Consider the following 18,968-nt stretch of genomic DNA (forward strand, 5'->3'; position numbering starts at 1 on the left):
CCGCGGACCGGCCCTCGCCCTGCCGGCGCGACGTCAGACGCGCGTCGCGCGCACCAGCACCAGGCGCTCGGAGGACAGCACCGGCGCGCGGACGCCCACGCGCTCGAGCACGCGCCCGGGCAGCCGGACACCCTCGGGGGTCCACCACGGGCACGCCAGGCCGTGCGTGACCACGTCGCCGGGTGCCTGCGGGCGCACGTGGTAGGTGGCGTCGGGGTCGAGCCCCGGCAGCGGGACGTGCCCGGGCGGCATCTGCGCCGACATCGCCGTCGCCGCGATCGCGAACAGCGCGTCGGACCCGTCCTGGGCGACGACGCCGTGCACGGCGAACGCCGGGTCGGGGACGTCCGCGTGCACGCTCGCACCCGTGTGCAGCAGCCCGCGCAGGTCCTTGTAGAGCGCGACCCACGCCGCGAGCTCGGCCCGCTGGGCGTCGTCCGCCTCGCGCAGGTCCCACTCGATGCCGAGGTGACCGAACAGGGCCGTCCCCGCGCGGAAGCCGAGCTCGTGCGACCGGCCCGTGCTGTGCGCGTGCCCGGACCCGATGTGCGCGCCGATGAGCTCGAGCGGGATGAGCAGGTTCGTCCACGGCTGGATCTGCTGCCGCTCGAGCGCGTCGATGCAGTCGGAGGCCCAGACGCGGTCCGTGCGCTGCAGGATCTCCAGGTCCACGCGCGCACCGCCCGACGAGCACGACTCGATCTCCACGCCGGGGTGCCGCCGGCGCAGCTCGTCGAGCAGCCGGTAGACCGCGAGCGTCTGCCCGTGCACCCCGGGGGTGCGGTCGGCGCCGTGCCCGGCGTCGACGAGGTCGCGGTTGTGGTCCCACTTGAGGTAGGCGATGTCGTACTCGGTGAGCAGCGCGTCGAGCCGCTCGAGCACGTGCTGCCACGCGTCGGCGTTCGCCAGGTCCAGCACCTGCTGGTGCCGCGACGGTCGCGGCAGCCGCCCCGGCACCTGGAGCATCCACTCGGGATGGGCGCGCGCGAGGTCGGAGTCCGGGTTGACCATCTCCGGCTCGACCCAGAGGCCGAACTGCAGGCCCAGGCCCGTGACGTGGTCGACGAGCGGGTGCAGACCGTCCGGCCACACCTCGTCGGAGACGTACCAGTCGCCCAGGCCGGACCTGTCGTCGCGGCGCGAGCCGAACCACCCGTCGTCGAGCACGTACCGCTCGGCACCGATGGCGGCGGCGGCGTCCGCGAGCGCGGTGAGCCGCCCGAGGTCGTGCTGGAAGTACACGGCCTCCCACGTGTTGAGCGTGACCGGGCGGGGCGTGCGCGGGTGCTGCGGGCGCGCCCGCATCCACCGGTGGAACCGGGACGCGAGGTCGTCGAGACCCGCGGCGCCGTAGGACCCGTAGACCCAGGGGCTGGCGTACTCCTCCCCGGGCGCGAGGCGGACCTCGCCCGGCTCGAGCAGCTCCCCGCCACCGAGCAGGCCCTCGTGGTAGTGGTTCCGCTCGGCGAGGCTGCGGTGGTTGCCCGACCACGCGACGTGCAGTCCCCACACCTCGCCGCGGCGGTGACCGTACCCGGGCGTGCCGGCGGCCAGCACGTACGGCGAGTCGAACCCCGTGCGGCCGCGGCGGTTCTCGCGCAGGCGCGTGCCGTGCGTGAACGCGGTGCGCAGCGGCGAGCGCTCGCGCGCCCAGTGCCCGCCGAGGTCGAGCAGCTCCGTGGCGCGCATCGGGACGGGGAGCGTCAGCAGCAGACCGGCGACCTCGTAGGCGTCCTCGCCCGTGTTGACGACGGTCGCGCGCTGGCGCACCAGGCCCTGCGGCGTCAGCTCGACGCGCACGCGCAGGTCCAGGGCCGCGTGGGCGTCGCTGCCGCGCACCTCCACGACCCCGCCGCCCGCGACGTCGCGCTGCACGACGACGTCGTCCGGGCCGACGGCGAACGCGACGCTCCACGCGCGCCCCGCCCGGCTCCCCGCCAGGCCGGGGCTGCCCAGCCACCCGGCGGACTGCTCCGGGACGACGCCCGGCACCACCTCCCCGTCGACCGGGAAGCCACGCCGCGCCGCGCTGCCGGCGGTGCGCAGGGCGGCGAGCGCGGCGTCGTCGAGGTCGCCGAGCGCGGCGCCCCAGTGCAGGACGCGCGGCAGCCGGCCGCCGCCGACGTCGATGACGAGCGACACGTCGCCGGCCTGCAGGTGGACGGGCGCGGCGGCGTTCGTCGCGGGGGTACGGGGGTCGACGTGCTCGGGCACGGTGCTCCTGGTGTGCGGCGCGAGGCCGCGGTCGGCGCGGGCGGCTCACGCCGGCGGCCACGCGGTGGGGTCCGCGGCACCGCGCGCGGCGATGCGCACGGTCCGGCCGCGGGGGCGGGTCGCCGGTGACTCTACTGGTTGACTAACTTTGTTAATTTGCTTAAGGATGTTCCGGGTGCCTCGCGTGCGGCAGCGCCGCGCCGGCCTGCGCGACGGCGTGCGGTGCGACGAGGCCCGGGACTGCGAGGAGCACGCCGTGACCCACACCGACCTCCACGACGGCTGGACGCTGACCGCGACCGCCGGCGACGTCCCCGTGCACCTCGCCGACCGGCTGCGCACCGGGCTGCGCGTGCACGTGCCCGGCACGTCGCACACGCACCTGCTCGACGCCGGGCTCGTCGACGACCCGTACCTCGACGACAACGAGCAGCACCTCGCGTGGATGAAGCGCGTCGACTGGGCGTACGAGCGCGAGCTCGTCCTCGACCTGCCGGCCGACGACGAGCGGGTGGACCTGGTCCTCGAGGGCGTCGACACGGTCGGCACCGTGCTGCTCGACGGCGAGGTCGTCCTGCGCACGCGCAACATGCACCGCAGCCACCGGGTGGACGTGCGCGCGCGGGTCCGTCCCACCACGCAGCGCCTGCGCATCGAGCTCGCCGCCGCGCTGACGTACGCGGAGGCGGAGGCGGAGCGCCTGGGACCGCGCCCGCTCGCCTACTCCCAGCCGTTCAACATGGTGCGCAAGATGGCGTGCTCGTTCGGCTGGGACTGGGGCCCCGACCTGCAGACGGCGGGCCTGTGGAAGCCCGTGCGCCTCGAGCGCTGGCGGGTGGCGCGGCTCGCCGGCGTCCGCCCGCTCGTGACGGTGGACCCCGCCGGCACGGGTGTCGTCGAGCTGCACGTCGACGTCGAGCGCTCGGGCCTGCCCGGCGGTGACGTGCCGCTCGTCGTGCACGCGTCGGTGGCCGGCACCGACGTCGTGGGGCGCGTCGGCACCGGCGCGAGCTCCGCCGTGCTGCGGCTCGAGGTCCCCCGCGCACCGCTGTGGTGGCCCGTCGGCCAGGGCCCCCAGCCCCTGCACACCCTGGACGTCGAGCTGCGCACCGCCGACCTCGAGGCGCCCGCCGGCGCCCGCGGCACCGGTCCGCTGCTCGGCACGTGGACCCGCCGCATCGGGTTCCGGACCGTCGAGCTCGACACGTCCGCCGACGAGCACGGCAGCGCGTTCACGCTGCGCGTCAACGGCCGGCCGCTGTTCGTGAAGGGCGCCAACTGGATCCCGGACGACCACCTGCTCACGCGGCTCACGCGCGAGCGCGTCGCGCGCCGCCTCGACCAGGCGGTCGGCGCGCACCTCAACCTCCTGCGCGTGTGGGGCGGGGGCGTCTACGAGTCGGAGGACTTCTACGACCTGTGCGACGAGCGCGGGCTGCTCGTCTGGCAGGACTTCCTGCTGGCGTGCGCCGCCTACCCCGAGGAGCAGCCCCTGCGCGACGAGCTCGAGGCCGAGGCCCGCGAGCACGTCGCCCGCCTGACGCCGCACCCGTCGCTCGTGCTGTGGAACGGCGGGAACGAGAACCTCTGGGGCCACGAGGACTGGGGCTGGAAGGCCGAGCTCGACGGGCGCACGTGGGGTCGCGCCTACGCGGCCGAGGTGTTCCCCGCGGTCGTGGCGGAGCTCGACCCGACGCGCCCGTACGCGGCCAACAGCCCGACCTCGCCGGGCTTCGCCCCCGAGGACGTGCACCCCAACGACCCCGACCACGGCACGCACCACCAGTGGGACGTGTGGAACCGCGTCGACTACACCGTCTACCGCGACGAGGTCCCGCGGTTCTGCTCCGAGTTCGGCTTCCAGGGGCCGCCCACGTGGGCGACGCTGCGCCGCGCCGTGCGCGACGAGCAGGGGGCGGTCGCCGGCAAGGAGCACCCCACGTTCCTGCTGCACCAGAAGGCGGACGACGGCAACGGCAAGCTCGACCGCGGCATGACCCCGCACCTCGGCGTGCCCGACGCGTTCGTCGACTGGCACTGGGCGGCCCAGCTCAACCAGGCACGCGCGGTCCGGTTCGGGGTCGCGCACTACCGGTCGTGGTGGCCGACCACCGCCGGCGCGATCGTCTGGCAGCTCAACGACTGCTGGCCCGTCACCTCGTGGGCCGCCGTCGACGGCGACGAACGGCCGAAGCCGCTGTGGTTCGCGATGCGGGCCGCGTTCGCCGAGCGTGTCGTCACGGTGCAGCCGCGCGGCGACCGGGACGCGCTCGTGGTCGTCAACGACACCCCGACGCTCTGGAAGGGCGTCGCCCGTCTCGAGCGGCAGCGGCTCGACGGTGCCGTGCTCGCGTCGGCCGACCTGCCGCTCACCGTGGGCGCGTGGTCGACCGGCACGTTCGCGCTCGCGAGCCACCTGGCCGTCCCCGACGACCCGGCGCGGGAGGCGCTCGTCGTCACGCTCGACCACGCGCGCACCGTGCACACCTGGGTGGAGGACCGCGCGCTCGACCTCGACCCCGAGCCGCTCGCGGGCAGCGTCACGCCCACGCAGGACGGCTACGAGGTGGAGGTGGTGGCGCGGTCGCTCGCCAAGGACGTGACGCTCCTCGTCGACCACCTGGACCCGGACGCCCGCGTCGACGACGCGCTCGTGACCCTCCCCGCCGGGGCGCGCGCCCGCTTCCGGGTCCGGACGTCGGCGCGCATCGACCCGCACGACCTGCTGCGTGTGCCCGTGCTGCGCACCGCGAACGACGTCGTGGTCCCCGCCGCGCGGGGCGCGGCGCTCGCCGGCTGACGCGCGGCGCCCGACGTGCCGGCCGGCCGGGCACACGCAGCGGCCGGCGCTACGCTGACGCGCGTGACCCAGGGCTCGGACGCGATCGGCCTGGTGCTGGCGCGGCCGGCCCGGATGCTCGGCCTCGAGCCGTTCTTCATGGAGCTCATCGCCGGCATCGAGGAGTCGCTGTCCACCGACGGACGCTCCCTGCTGCTGCACGTCGTGCCTGACCACGAGGCCGAGATCCGCGCGTACCGCCGGTGGGGCGAGGGCGAGATGGTCGACGCGGTCGTCCTGGTGAACCTCGTGCAGGACGACCCTCGGCTGGCGGTCCTGCGCGAGCTCGGCATCCCGACGGTCGTGGTCGGCGGCCCGCAGCGCGCGCTCGACGGGGTCGCGCACGTCTGGATTGACAACGCCCAGGCCATGCGCGACGCCGTGGGCTACCTGGTCGGCCTGGGCCACACCACGATCGGCCGGGTCTCCGGCCCGTCGGCGCTCGCCCACACGCAGGCCCGCACCGCCGCCCTGCTCGACGAGTGCGCGGCGCTCGGGGCACGCGGTGTCGTCGTCGAGGGCGACTACGGGGAGGAGTCGGGCACCCGCGCGACCCGCGCGCTGCTCGGCCGCGGCAACGCGCCGTCCGCGGTCGTCTACGACAACGACGTCATGGCCGTCGCCGGGCTCGGCGTCGCGCACGAGCTCGGCCTGTCCGTGCCGGAGGACGTCGCGCTGCTCGCGTGGGACGACTCGGCGCTGTGCCGCCTCTCGCACCCGCCCCTGTCGGCGATGAGCCTGGACGTGCACGCCATGGGCGTGCAGGTCGCCGACTCCGTGCTCAACCTGCTCGCGTCCGGGCGTCCGACCAGCTCCATCGCGCCGCTCCCCCGGCTCGTCGCCCGCGACAGCACCGCCCGCCGGCGCCGCTGACGGACGCGGGCGCTGTGAGCGGCGTCCCACCCCGGGCTCTGCCCTCCCACCTGCGCGGACGTGGGTGCAGTGGTTGGGTAGGGACATGAGTGCGGCTGATCCCACACCGGTCCCCGTCGACGCCGACACGCTGCGCGCCGTCGCCGCGGGAACCCACTACGACCCGCACGGCGTGCTCGGCCCCCACGTGGGGCACGGCGGCGTCACCGTCCGGACCGTGCGTCCCCTCGCCGACCGCGTCACCGTGGTGACGCCCGACGGCGGCGTCGACGCCCGGCACGAGATCGACGGCGTCTGGGTCGCGGTCCTGCCCGGCACGGAGGTGCCCGACTACCGGCTCGAGGTCACCTACGACGGCTCGGTCTCGATGACCGACGACCCCTACCGCTTCCTGCCGACGATCGGCGAGCTGGACCGCCACCTCCTGCGCGAGGGCCGCCACGAGCAGCTGTGGGACGTGCTGGGGGCGAACCTCCACACGTACCCCGGCACCCTGGGCGAGGTGAGCGGCACGTCGTTCGCCGTGTGGGCGCCGAACGCGCGTGCGGTCCGCGTCGTCGGCGACTTCAACCACTGGCAGGGCGCGACGCACGCCATGCGGTCGCTCGGGGAGAGCGGCGTCTGGGAGATCTTCATCCCCGGGGTCGCCTCGGGCGCCCGGTACAAGTTCGAGATCCTCGGCCCCGACGGCTCGTGGCGGCAGAAGGCCGACCCGCTGGCCAAGGCCACCGAGGTGCCGCCCGCGACCGCCTCCGTCGTCGTCGAGTCCCGCTACACGTGGGAGGACGACGACTGGCTCGCCGGGCGCGCGGCCGGCGACCCGCACTCCGGCCCCGTGAGCATCTACGAGGTGCACCTCGGCTCGTGGCGGCAGGGACTGTCCTACCGCGACCTCGCGCACCAGCTGACCGACTACGTCGTCGAGATGGGCTTCACGCACGTCGAGCTGATGCCGGTCGCAGAGCACCCGTTCGGCGGCTCCTGGGGCTACCAGGTGTCGTCCTACTACGCCCCGACGGCGCGCTTCGGCCACCCCGACGACTTCCGCTACCTCGTCGACTGCCTGCACCGCGCGGGCGTCGGCGTCCTGCTCGACTGGGTCCCCGCCCACTTCCCCAAGGACGAGTGGGCGCTCGCCCAGTTCGACGGCACGCCCCTCTACGAGCACCCGGACCCGCTGCTCGGCGAGCAGCCCGACTGGGGCACGTACGTCTTCAACTTCGGCCGCCCCGAGGTGCGCAACTTCCTCGTCGCGAACGCCACGTACTGGCTCGAGGAGTTCCACGTCGACGGCCTGCGGGTCGACGCGGTGGCCTCGATGCTCTACCTCGACTACTCCCGTCAGCCGGGCCAGTGGCGTCCCAACGTGTACGGCGGCCGCGAGAACCTCGAGGCGATCTCGTTCCTCCAGGAGGCCAACGCGACGTCGTACCGCCGCACCCCGGGGATCATGATGATCGCCGAGGAGTCGACGGCCTGGCCGGGCGTCACGGCGCCCACGTCCGCCAACGGCCTGGGGTTCGGGCTGAAGTGGAACATGGGCTGGATGAACGACACGCTGCGCTACCTGGGCGAGGCGCCCATAAACCGCCGCTACCACCACCACGAGATCACGTTCTCGATGGTCTACGCCTACTCCGAGCACTTCGTGCTGCCGATCAGCCACGACGAGGTCGTGCACGGCAAGGGCTCGCTGTACGAGCGCATGCCCGGTGACCACTGGCAGAAGCTCGCGGGCGTGCGCTCCCTGCTGGCCTACCAGTGGACGCACCCCGGCAAGCAGCTGCTCTTCATGGGACAGGAGTTCGCGCAGCAGCACGAGTGGGCGGAGGGCCGGTCGCTCGACTGGTACACCCTCGACGACGGTGCCCACCACGGCGTCCAGCGCGCCGTCCAGGACCTCAACGCCCTCTACCGTGCGACGCCGGCGCTGTGGCAGCTCGACCACTCGCCGGAGGGCTTCGAGTGGCTCGCGTCGGACGAGGCGGACCTGAACCTGCTCGCGTACCTCCGCAAGGGCACCGACGGCCCCCAGGTGGCCGTGGTGGTCAACTTCGCCGGCGTGCCGCACGAGGGCTACCGCCTGCCGCTCCCCCACGGGGGCCGTTGGCGGGAGGCCTTCAACTCGGACGCCACCGTGTACGGCGGCTCGGGCGTGGGCAACCTCGGCGGGGTCGACGCCGAGCCCGTCGAGCACTACAGCCGGCCGTACTCGGCGCCGGTCCGCGTGCCCCCGCTCGGCGTCGTCGTCTTCGTCGCCGACGAGGACTGACCCGGGAGAGACTCCCCAGCCGGACGGAGAAGGCCCCGCACGCGTCGCGTGCGGGGCCTTCTGCATGCGGGAAGCGGCACTGCCGCACGGGAGCGCGGCAGGCGTCGGTGGCGAACGACGAGGGTCTGGCCCCGAGGGCAGGGCGCCGGCCGCGAGGGCTGCCCCACCGCGGAGCGCACGGAAGCGGAGGACCCGTGCACTACGCCGCACGCGACGACTCCGGCAGCGGGACACCGGGAAGCACGACACCGGAAACGCAACACGAGACCGGGTGACGCCGCCACCACTGCGCCCCGGGCGCACATCGGTGACGGGCCCGCAGGCGGGTCTCCCGCAGGACGCCGCGTGAATGCGCGATAGCGGCCCGAAAGTGCCGTGGAATGCACGAAGGCCCACCCCTGGTGGGGTGGGCCTTCGTGGAATGGTTGTCCGGCGGCGTCCTACTCTCCCACACCCTGGCGGGTGCAGTACCATCGGCGCTGAAGGGCTTAGCTTCCGGGTTCGGAATGGGACCGGGCGTTTCCCCTTCGCTATGACCGCCGTAACGTCGTCGAGATGACGAACAGGCCCTCCCACACACGAAGGTGGGGAGGGGGCCCGTTGGTTTCTCGGGAACCGCACAGTGGACGCGTAGCAATGAATGGTGTTAGTCAAGTTGTCGGCTTATTAGTACCGGTCAGCTGCGGCAGTCTTTCGTCCTGCCTTCCACATCCGGCCTATCTACCCAGTGGTCTAGCTGGGAGCCTCTCACCCCGTAGGGCATGGAAACCTCATCTTGAAGCAGGCTTCCCGCTTAGATGCTTTCAGCGGTTATCCCTTCCGAACGTAGCCAACCAGCCGTGCTCCTGGCGGAACAACTGGCACACCAGAGGTTCGTCCGTCCCGGTCCTCTCGTACTAGGGACAGCCCTTCTCAAGTTTCCTGCGCGCGCAGCGGATAGGGACCGAACTGTCTCACGACGTTCTAAACCCAGCTCGCGTACCGCTTTAATGGGCGAACAGCCCAACCCTTGGGACCTACTCCAGCCCCAGGATGCGACGAGCCGACATCGAGGTGCCAAACCATGCCGTCGATATGGACTCTTGGGCAAGATCAGCCTGTTATCCCCGGGGTACCTTTTATCCGTTGAGCGACGGCGCTTCCACAAGCCACCGCCGGATCACTAGTTCCGACTTTCGTCCCTGCTCGACCTGTCAGTCTCACAGTCAAGCTCCCTTGTGCACTTGCACTCGCCACCTGATTGCCAACCAGGCTGAGGGAACCTTTGAGCGCCTCCGTTACATTTTAGGAGGCAACCGCCCCAGTTAAACTACCCACCAGGCACTGTCCCTGATCCGGATGACGGACCGAGGTTAGATATCCAGAGCGACCAGAGTGGTATTTCAACGTTGACTCCACCGACACTGGCGTGCCGGCTTCACAGTCTCCCACCTATCCTACACAAGCCGCACCGAACACCAATACCAAGCTATAGTAAAGGTCCCGGGGTCTTTCCGTCCTGCTGCGCGTAACGAGCATCTTTACTCGTAGTGCAATTTCGCCGAGTTCGCGGTTGAGACAGCGGAGAAGTCGTTACGCCATTCGTGCAGGTCGGAACTTACCCGACAAGGAATTTCGCTACCTTAGGATGGTTATAGTTACCACCGCCGTTTACTGGGGCTTAAATTCTGAGCTTCGCCTTGCGGCTGACCCGTCCTCTTAACCTTCCAGCACCGGGCAGGCGTCAGTCCGTATACATCGTCTTGCGACTTCGCACGGACCTGTGTTTTTAGTAAACAGTCGCTTCTCCCTGGTCTCTGCGGCCCTCCACGCTTCCCGGGCAAGCCGGTACACGCTTGAGGCCCCCCTTCTCCCGAAGTTACGGGGGCATTTTGCCGAGTTCCTTAACCACGATTCTCTCGATCGCCTTGGTATTCTCTACCTGACCACCTGAGTCGGTTTGGGGTACGGGCGGCTAGAACCTCGCGTCGAGGCTTTTCTTGGCAGCATAGGATCACCCATTTCCCGCATACGCGGTACCCGTCGGTTCTCAGGCTGATGAGGTGCGGATTTGCCTACACCTCGCCCTACGGCCTTGGACGTGGACTACCATCGCCACGCTGGGCTACCTTCCTGCGTCACCCCTGTTAATACGCTTACCTACTACCGGTTCGGGTCCCGTGCTCCGACCCGCGATGTCCCCGAAGGGACGGTGCGGACCATCGGACGGTTAGCATCACCGGGCTCGGTATGGGCGGTTCTTCGCCGGTACGGGAATATCAACCCGTTGTCCATCGACTACGCCTGTCGGCCTCGCCTTAGGTCCCGACTTACCCAGGGCGGATTAGCCTGGCCCTGGAACCCTTGGTCATTCGGCGGACGGGTTTCTCACCCGTCTTTCGCTACTCATGCCTGCATTCTCACTCGTGTGGGCTCCACCACTGGGTTCCCCCGCGGCTTCACTGCCCACACGACGCTCCCCTACCCATCCACACGACTGAACCACGAAGGCTTGTCTCGAGTGTGAATGCCACAGCTTCGGCGGTGTGCTTGAGCCCCGCTACATTGTCGGCGCGGAATCACTTGACCAGTGAGCTATTACGCACTCTTTCAAGGGTGGCTGCTTCTAAGCCAACCTCCTGGTTGTCTGTGCAACTCCACATCCTTTCCCACTTAGCACACGCTTAGGGGCCTTAGCTGGTGGTCTGGGCTGTTTCCCTCTCGACTACGGAGCTTATCCCCCGCAGTCTCACTGCCACGCTCTGGCTTACCGGCATTCGGAGTTTGGCTAACGTCAGTAACCTGGTGGGGCCCATCGGCTATCCAGTAGCTCTACCTCCGGCAAGAAACGCGTGACGCTGCACCTAAATGCATTTCGGGGAGAACCAGCTATCACGAAGTTTGATTGGCCTTTCACCCCTAACCACAGGTCATCCCCCAGGTTTTCAACCCTGGTGGGTTCGGGCCTCCACGCGGTCTTACCCGCGCTTCACCCTGCCCATGGCTAGATCACTTCGCTTCGGGTCTAGAGCACGCGACTCAAACGCCCTGTTCGGACTCGCTTTCGCTACGGCTTCCCCACACGGGTTAACCTCGCCACGTACCACTAACTCGCAGGCTCATTCTTCAAAAGGCACGCCGTCACCCCTGCTAGGGAGGCTCCGACGGATTGTAGGCACACGGTTTCAGGTACTATTTCACTCCCCTCCCGGGGTACTTTTCACCTTTCCCTCACGGTACTTGTCCGCTATCGGTCACCAGGTAGTATTTAGGCTTACACAGTGGTCTGTGCAGATTCACTCCGGGTTTCTCGGGCCCGGAGCTACTTGGGATCCCCATCGGGAGGCCACGCCATTTCGTCTACGGGGGTAACACCCTCTGTGCCGGGCCTTTCAAGACCCTTCGACTATGACGCGACTTTCTGACTCCCTGTCGGTTCGGCAGAACCAACTGACGGGTCCCACAACCCCGTACGTGCAACACCTGCCGGCTATCACACACGCACGGTTTGGCCTGATCCGCTTTCGCTCGCCACTACTCACGGAATATCTCTTCCTGCCGGTACTGAGATGTTTCACTTCCCGGCGTTCCCTCCACACACCCTATATATTCAGGTGCGGGTCACCACACATGACTGTGGCGGGGTTTCCCCATTCGGAGATCCTCGGATCACGGTTCGTTTGCCAACTCCCCGAGGCTTATCGCAGGCTACAACGTCCTTCTTCGGCTCCTGGTGCCAAGGCATCCACCCTGTGCCCTTATAAACTTGACCACAAAAGATCATTCAAAGATGCTCGCGTCCACTGTGCAGTTCTCAAGCAACCACCGGACCCCGCCGGCACCCGGGCACGCCTACCCCCACGCTCAACAAGCGCGGGAGCGGTTCACACCCACCGACGGACCCGAAGGTCCCTCCAGCCCCCACCCCTTCCCATCCCGCCCACACACGTGGACGGACAAGAAGCAGCAGGGACCTTCACGACCCCGAAGCAACACCCCGAACCGGGCTGTTCCCTCAGGACCCAACAGCGTGCCAGGCCAACCCTTCCACCAGCAGGACATCCGTTCCCTCCCACCCGGCGCACACCCCGAGCAAGCTCGAGACGCAACACCAGGCGGCGTACTAGGCACCCACCAGCCTCCAGGCCGGCCGTAGTCGATGTTCCACCCGTGAGCACCACCCCCCACACGAACGGTGAAGGCATGGGCCTGGACACCGACCGCCCGCCCATGACAGGCGGACCCCGATGCCAGATGCTCCTTAGAAAGGAGGTGATCCAGCCGCACCTTCCGGTACGGCTACCTTGTTACGACTTAGTCCTAATCGCCAGTCCCACCTTCGACGGCTCCCCCCAAAAGGTTGGGCCACCGGCTTCGGGTGTTACCGACTTTCATGACTTGACGGGCGGTGTGTACAAGGCCCGGGAACGTATTCACCGCAGCGTTGCTGATCTGCGATTACTAGCGACTCCGACTTCATGGGGTCGAGTTGCAGACCCCAATCCGAACTGAGACCGGCTTTTTGGGATTCGCTCCACCTCGCGGTATCGCAGCCCTTTGTACCGGCCATTGTAGCATGCGTGAAGCCCAAGACATAAGGGGCATGATGATTTGACGTCATCCCCACCTTCCTCCGAGTTGACCCCGGCAGTCTCCCATGAGTCCCCGGCATAACCCGCTGGCAACATGGGACGAGGGTTGCGCTCGTTGCGGGACTTAACCCAACATCTCACGACACGAGCTGACGACAACCATGCACCACCTGTGCACCGACCTTGCGGGGCACCCATCTCTGAGTGTTTCCGGTGCATGTCAAGCCTTGGTAAGGTTCTTCGCGTTGCATCGAATTAATCCGCATGCTCCGCCGCTTGTGCGGGCCCCCGTCAATTTCTTTGAGTTTTAGCCTTGCGGCCGTACTCCCCAGGCGGGGCACTTAATGCGTTTGCTGCGGCACGGAATCCGTGGAATGGACCCCACACCTAGTGCCCAACGTTTACGGCATGGACTACCAGGGTATCTAATCCTGTTCGCTCCCCATGCTTTCGCTCCTCAGCGTCAGTTGCGGCCCAGTGACCTGCCTTCGCCATCGGTGTTCCTCCTGATATCTGCGCATTCCACCGCTACACCAGGAATTCCAGTCACCCCTACCGCACTCTAGTCTGCCCGTACCCACTGCAAGCCCCAGGTTGAGCCTGAGGTTTTCACAGCAGACGCGACAAACCGCCTACGAGCTCTTTACGCCCAATAATTCCGGACAACGCTTGCGCCCTACGTATTACCGCGGCTGCTGGCACGTAGTTAGCCGGCGCTTCTTCTGCAGGTACCGTCACTTGCGCTTCTTCCCTGCTGAAAGAGGTTTACAACCCGAAGGCCGTCATCCCTCACGCGGCGTCGCTGCATCAGGCTTGCGCCCATTGTGCAATATTCCCCACTGCTGCCTCCCGTAGGAGTCTGGGCCGTGTCTCAGTCCCAGTGTGGCCGGTCGCCCTCTCAGGCCGGCTACCCGTCGTCGCCTTGGTAGGCCATTACCCCACCAACAAGCTGATAGGCCGCGAGCCCATCCCCCACCGATAAATCTTTCCAGACGCTCCAGATGCCCGGGCGCCTCATATCCGGTATTAGACCTCGTTTCCAAGGCTTATCCCAGAGTAGGGGGCAGGTTGCTCACGTGTTACTCACCCGTTCGCCACTGATCCGGTCAGCAAGCTGACCTTCACCGTTCGACTTGCATGTGTTAAGCACGCCGCCAGCGTTCGTCCTGAGCCAGAATCAAACTCTCCGTAAATGTCACACAGCCACCCACCAGGCGAACCCGGCAGGCAACAGACACAACAAAGAACCCCAAACCAATGGGGCCGAAACTGGTCTCTACCCCAGACCACCACCCACAGGGGCGCGGATGCGAGATCTGGGCTCGACACCAAACAAATGGCATCGACTACTTGGCACACTGTTGAGTTCTCAAGGAACAGACGCTCATCCTCGATCAGCCTTTCGGCATCCCGCAGGAGGCTCGTTCACCATCGTAGCGGAACATCTCCGCTTCCCTGACCACCGGAGTGGCAGTTCCGCAATTCCGCCGAGGCTGCTTTCCGATCGGAGTTTCCGCACGTCCTGCGTCGTCTTGATCGTGACGCGAACGGCGTTCCGTCCTGCCCGGAGGCAACCTCTCTAACTTAGCGAAGCCGTCCCTGCCCGTCAACTCCCGGTCCGTGCCTGCTCCGGAGAGCAGTCCTCGGACCGGCGAGCTGACCGCCGTGCGGTTCCGCTCCCCCGGGGCGTCGCCGTCCGCCGGCGATCAGCCGGTGGTGGTTCAGCTCGGGGGTGCCGTCCCGGGGGACCGACCACGCGTCGTTCTCGACTGCGTGTCCGTTCCTCCCTGCCGGGCGGCCTCGAGTAAGTTACGCAGCCCGCGCGCCGGATGCAACTCGCGTGACCGCGGCCTGCATCACACCCGCGGGCCGGGACGCGGCCCTGTGGGGCAAGCCCGCCGGCGGGGCGCCCGCCCCGGGGAGCGCGGTCGTGCGGGCGGCGCCTCCTGAGGACCGCGCGGTCCTCAGGACAGCGCCGTCGGGTACCGCGCCGCCGTCAGTACAGCGCGTTCGTCAGTACAGCGCCGAGGTGAGCGCCCGCCGCGCTGCCACCACCCGCGGGTCGTCCGTGCCGATGACCTCGAAGAGGTCGACGAGGCGCATGCGCACGCGCTCGCGCTCGTCGCCGCCGGTGCGCCGCACGACGTCGACGAGCCGCGCGAACGCGTCCTCCACGGCCCCCCCGAACACGTCCAGGTCGGCCACGGCGAGCTGGGCGTCGACATCGGCCGGATCGGCGGCCGCCGCCTCGCGCACGGCTCGCAGGTCCGCACCGGCCGTCCGCTCCAGGAGGCCGACCTGCGCCAGCCCCGCCTTCGCCATCGTGTCGCGCGGGTTCTCGCGCAGCGCCTGCTCGTACGCCTCGCGGGCGGCCGGCAGGTCGTCCCGCTCGATCGCCTCGTACGCCGCCTGGTGCAGCGGCGGCAGCGCGGGCTCCGGCTCGGGCTCGGCCTCGGCCCCCGGATCGGCCGGGGCGACGCGGCCGGTGATCCCGTTCGCCTCGGCCGCGGCCAGGAGCTGGTCGAGCACCGCGCGCACCTGCTCGCGGGGGTACGCACCCTGGAAGAGCGGCAGCGGCTGGCCCGCCAGCACCGCGACGACGGTCGGCACGGACTGCGCCTGGAAGGCCGCGGCGACCTGGGGGTTGGCCTCGGCGTCGACGCGCGCCAGCAGCCACCGGCCGTCGTCCTCCTGCGCGAGCGCGGCGAGGTCCGCGACGACCTGCTGGCTGACCTCGCTCCAGGGCGCCCACAGCGCGACGACGACCGGGTGCTGGGTGGACGCCTGCACGACGTCGCCGAACGTCGACTCGTCGACGTCACGGACGTACGACGCCGGCGCGGGCAGGCCGCCCGGGGTGCCCGGCGCGGGCGTCGCGGGGCGGGCCAGCGCGGACAGGTCCACGGCGCCGCGCACGTCCAGCCGGGGCCGGGGCTCGGGCGACTGCTGCGACATCACGGTCTCCTCGGGTCGGGTCGTCGGGGGTCTCGGCACCAGTGTCGCGGACAGCCGGGGTCGTACGGGCGCACGACCGCGTTGCGCGCCGGGCCCCGCTCGACTGCGGGGCCCGGCGCGGACGTCACTGGGCGGAGGCGGAGGTGACGGTGTGCTCGGCGGCGAGGACCTGCGCCTGCGCGCCGCTGTCCGCGGGCGGCACGTACACCACCAGCACGTCCGTGAACACCCGGCTGAAGCTCGTGCCGGCCGACGTCGTGCCGGCGAGCGCGGCGTAGAACGGCTCGATCGCGATGGTGCCGCCGGCCGACGTGACGCTCACCGTCGACGTGGTGGTCATCTCGGTCACGACGAGGGCGCCGCCGTCCACCGTCCCGAGCGTGACGACGGGTGCGTCGGCGGCCACGTAGGTCTCGGCCAGCGTCGCGGCGTCCTGCAGCGCCGCGGTCGTGTCCGCCCGGGCCTTCTCGACGGCGGCACGGAAGCTGTCGAGCGCGAACGTCGGCGCGTGCTCGGACGCGTCGCCGTTCGTCAGCACGTCGGCGTAGCGCGCCCCGACCTCTGCCGGCGGCACGACGAGGCCCTCCGCGTCGGCAGGCAGCTCGGGGCTGCCCTCCTCGGGGGCGGCGGTCGGCGGCATCTGCACGCCCTGGAGCAGGCGCGCCCAGCCCCACAGCTTGTACGGCTCGCGGGGCGAGGCCTGCTGCAGCACGAGGACCCGCGGCGCCTGCAGGTCGTCCGGCTGCTCCGAGACCACGAGCTGGGTGCGGGGCCACGTCGCGGTCTCGGGGACGACGAGCGCCTGCTCGTCGAGCGGCAGCGCCGTGGGCTGGCGTGCGCCGCCGGTCGCGTTCGCCCACACGTACTCGGCCGTGCGCGTGGCCAGCGCCGGGCCGACCAGACGGTCCGGCAGCCCGGCGGGGTCCTTCGTGGCGTCCGCGTGGGTGAGGACGTCGCCCAGCGACGCCAGGACACGCTGCGTCTGGTCCACGCTCACCGCGGGCGGCGGCACGGCACCGGCGGGCTCGGGCGCCGGCTCGGGCAGCGGGGCGGCACACCCGGCGAGCGCGAGCGTGGCGGCCGCAGCGACGGCGGTCCGGGCGACCCGGCGCGTCGTCCGGGGGGTGCGGGTGTCGCGGGTCATCGGTCCTCCTCGCGGTCGGTCGGCTCCTCGTCGGCGGGCAGCGGTGGCAGGCCCCACGCGCGGCGCCACGCGTCACCACGCGATCCGCCCGACGCGTCCGGCGCCGCCGGGCCGGTGCCGGGTGCGGCGTCCCGCAGCCACGCCGGGCGGGCGGCGGACGCGCCCGGTCCCGGCGCGCCGTGACCCGTGGGAGCGGGCGTCGCGGCGCCGGCTCCCCCGCGGCCCCGGGGGTCGGGACGCGCCGCCACGTCGGGGTGCGTGCCGCCCTGCGCCGAGCGCACGACGGCCCCGGGCGGCGGGGGCACGGGCGTCCAGCCCTGAGGCTGCTGCCCGGCGCCGGCGCGCGACGGTCCGCCGGGCGCGCCGGGCCGCGGCGGGCCGGCGGGCAGCCGCGCCGACGGCGACGCGGTGGTGGGAGGAGGCACGGGACCCGAGGCCGGGCGGGAACCCGGCGCCGACGCGGCGGACGACGGCCCGCCGGAGTGGGCCCCGGGCGCGCCGGGCCGGGCCGGGCCGGCGGAGCCGGTCCCGAGCCACGCGGGACGCGCACCGGCCGCCTCCCCGGCCCGCGCGGCCGGCGCACCGGACGCGGGGTGCGGGCCTGATGCGGCCGGAGCGTCCGGACCCCCGCGCGACCACGCGCTCGGCGCGCCGGGGCGACCGGTGGCGGAGCCGGCCGGGGGTGCAGCGGCCGAGCCGGGCGGGCGGGCGGCGGATCGCGCGGGCGCGGGCGCGCCGGTCGGCGCGGCGCCCGACGGGGGTCCGGTGCGCGCGGGCGGCGTGGCGCCGGCACCGCGAGGGGCCGAGCCGCCGGCAGCCGGCGCAGCGGCGGGCGGAGTGCGCGTCGGCGACGAGCCCGCGGGTGCGGATCCCGTGGGTGCGGATCCTGACGGTGCGGAGCCCGACGGCGCGGAGCCGGACAGCCCGGAGCCGGGGCGGGAGGCGGACGCCGCCCCCGGGCCGGCGGTGCGGCCGAGCGGGGCGCCGGGGCCGGCGGACGTCGCGACGGGCAGCGTGGTGGTGGCGGTCGCGTCCGCGTCCCGGGCGGAGGGGCCGACTGCCTGGCGCGCACCGGTCGACGCGTGCGTGACGTCGCCGGCGGGCGTGGACTCGTCGCGGCCGGCGCGGACGCCGGCGTCGGCGCCCCGCGCCTGCTGCTCCCGCATCTGCCGCCGCGTGAGCTGGACGGGCACCCCGTCGGCGTCGACGACGGGCAGGGGCCCGGTGAGCACGGGCGTCCAGTCCTGCTCCGGACGCCGCCGGCCGCGCAGGAGGCCGCGCGCGAGCAGGGCGAGGGAGATGAGGAGGAGCAGCGAGCCCACGACGACGCACGGCACGAGCCACGGCGTCGTCACCACCTGGGGCCACGCGAGCGACAGCTGCAGCGGGGCCTCTCCGGTGCCGACCGCCAGGACGCTCCAGCGGCCGGGCTGCGCCGTCCACGTGAGCTCGGCGGACCCGGCGCCGGACGCCTCGGCGACCCAGAGGTCGGACCCGGTCGGGTCGGGCACGGGTACCGGGGCCGCGTCGGCCGCCGGCTCCTCCGCGGGCGCGTCGGTCGCGGCCGGGTCGGCGGGGGCGGCCGCGTCGGTGGCGGCAGGGTCGGACGGGGCCGCGTCCGACGGCGTCGGTGCGGGGACGTCCTCGACGGCCAGCTCGTGCCAGCCCGACAGCCCCGTGACGCGCTGGTGCGCGTCGGTGCCGACCCACCCGGTCACGTCGGTGTCCCGCCCGACGGCGAGGACGACGGGTTGGTCGTCCTCCGCCTCGACGGTGACGGTCACCTCCGTGGCCGCGAGCTCGAGCACACCGGGGTCGGTGACCAGGATGTGCTCGTCAGCGGAGACGGTCGCGACGAGGACGTCATCGGCACGCCAGACGGTCGCCGACGCGACGCCGAGGCCGATGACCACGACGCCGACGACGCCGACCAGGGCGACCAGAAGTCGCTTGATCACACAGGTTCCTCTCGACGGCGGACGGTCCAGGATAGGCGCGGGTCCACCGCAGGATGCGAACCGGGAGCACTCCGGCACCCCTGTCACCACCCACTCCGCGCAGCCTGTGCACCGCCTCGTCGCACGCCCTCCACGACCCCGA

7 protein-coding genes and 3 rRNA genes are annotated in these 18,968 nt (G+C 71.0%); 3 read left to right on the forward strand and 7 right to left on the reverse strand.

Annotated features, from left to right (window positions below; all coding sequences use genetic code 11):
* Positions 1–33: 33 nt before the first annotated feature.
* Positions 34–2,214, reverse strand: a complete 2,181-nt coding sequence (locus E5225_RS12540; protein WP_135973818.1) for an alpha-galactosidase — start codon at positions 2,212–2,214, stop codon at positions 34–36.
* A 256-nt stretch (positions 2,215–2,470) separates the two neighbouring features.
* Here E5225_RS12540 and E5225_RS12545 point away from each other — a divergent pair, with 256 nt between their 5' ends.
* The 3 genes from E5225_RS12545 to glgB all read left to right on the forward strand — a co-directional run bounded on the left by E5225_RS12545 (position 2,471) and on the right by glgB (position 8,198).
* Entirely contained in the window at positions 2,471–5,014 is a 2,544-nt protein-coding gene (locus E5225_RS12545; protein ID WP_135973817.1) for a glycoside hydrolase family 2 protein, read from the forward strand.
* Between the two features lie 63 nt (positions 5,015–5,077).
* Positions 5,078–5,926 carry a LacI family DNA-binding transcriptional regulator gene (locus E5225_RS12550; RefSeq protein WP_243738269.1) on the forward strand — a complete coding sequence of 283 codons (849 nt, stop codon included), beginning with the start codon at positions 5,078–5,080 and terminating at the stop codon, positions 5,924–5,926.
* Between the two features lie 85 nt (positions 5,927–6,011).
* Positions 6,012–8,198, forward strand: a complete 2,187-nt coding sequence (glgB, locus tag E5225_RS12555) for a 1,4-alpha-glucan branching protein GlgB (protein WP_135973816.1) — start codon at positions 6,012–6,014, stop codon at positions 8,196–8,198.
* A gap of 427 nt (positions 8,199–8,625) precedes the next feature.
* Here glgB and rrf read toward each other — a convergent pair.
* From rrf to E5225_RS12585, 6 genes are all read right to left on the reverse strand, one after another.
* A 5S ribosomal RNA gene (rrf, locus tag E5225_RS12560) occupies positions 8,626–8,742 on the reverse strand.
* Between the two features lie 102 nt (positions 8,743–8,844).
* A 23S ribosomal RNA gene (locus E5225_RS12565) occupies positions 8,845–11,949 on the reverse strand.
* A gap of 493 nt (positions 11,950–12,442) precedes the next feature.
* A 16S ribosomal RNA gene (locus E5225_RS12570) occupies positions 12,443–13,962 on the reverse strand.
* The 16S, 23S and 5S rRNA genes sit together here, the layout of an rRNA operon.
* 820 nt (positions 13,963–14,782) lie before the next feature.
* Positions 14,783–15,724 carry a tetratricopeptide repeat protein gene (locus E5225_RS12575; protein WP_135975594.1) on the reverse strand — a complete coding sequence of 314 codons (942 nt, stop codon included), beginning with the start codon at positions 15,722–15,724 and terminating at the stop codon, positions 14,783–14,785.
* A gap of 124 nt (positions 15,725–15,848) precedes the next feature.
* Positions 15,849–16,868 carry a DUF8094 domain-containing protein gene (locus E5225_RS12580; protein ID WP_208012655.1) on the reverse strand — a complete coding sequence of 340 codons (1,020 nt, stop codon included), beginning with the start codon at positions 16,866–16,868 and terminating at the stop codon, positions 15,849–15,851.
* A complete protein-coding gene (locus tag E5225_RS12585) occupies positions 16,865–18,826 on the reverse strand; it encodes a hypothetical protein (protein ID WP_136225446.1) in 1,962 nt (653 codons plus the stop codon). The genes E5225_RS12580 and E5225_RS12585 overlap by 4 nt, the downstream gene beginning before the upstream one ends.
* Positions 18,827–18,968 lie beyond the last annotated feature (142 nt).

It is taken from the genome of Cellulomonas shaoxiangyii (assembly GCF_004798685.1).
Lineage (GTDB): Bacteria > Actinomycetota > Actinomycetes > Actinomycetales > Cellulomonadaceae > Cellulomonas > Cellulomonas shaoxiangyii.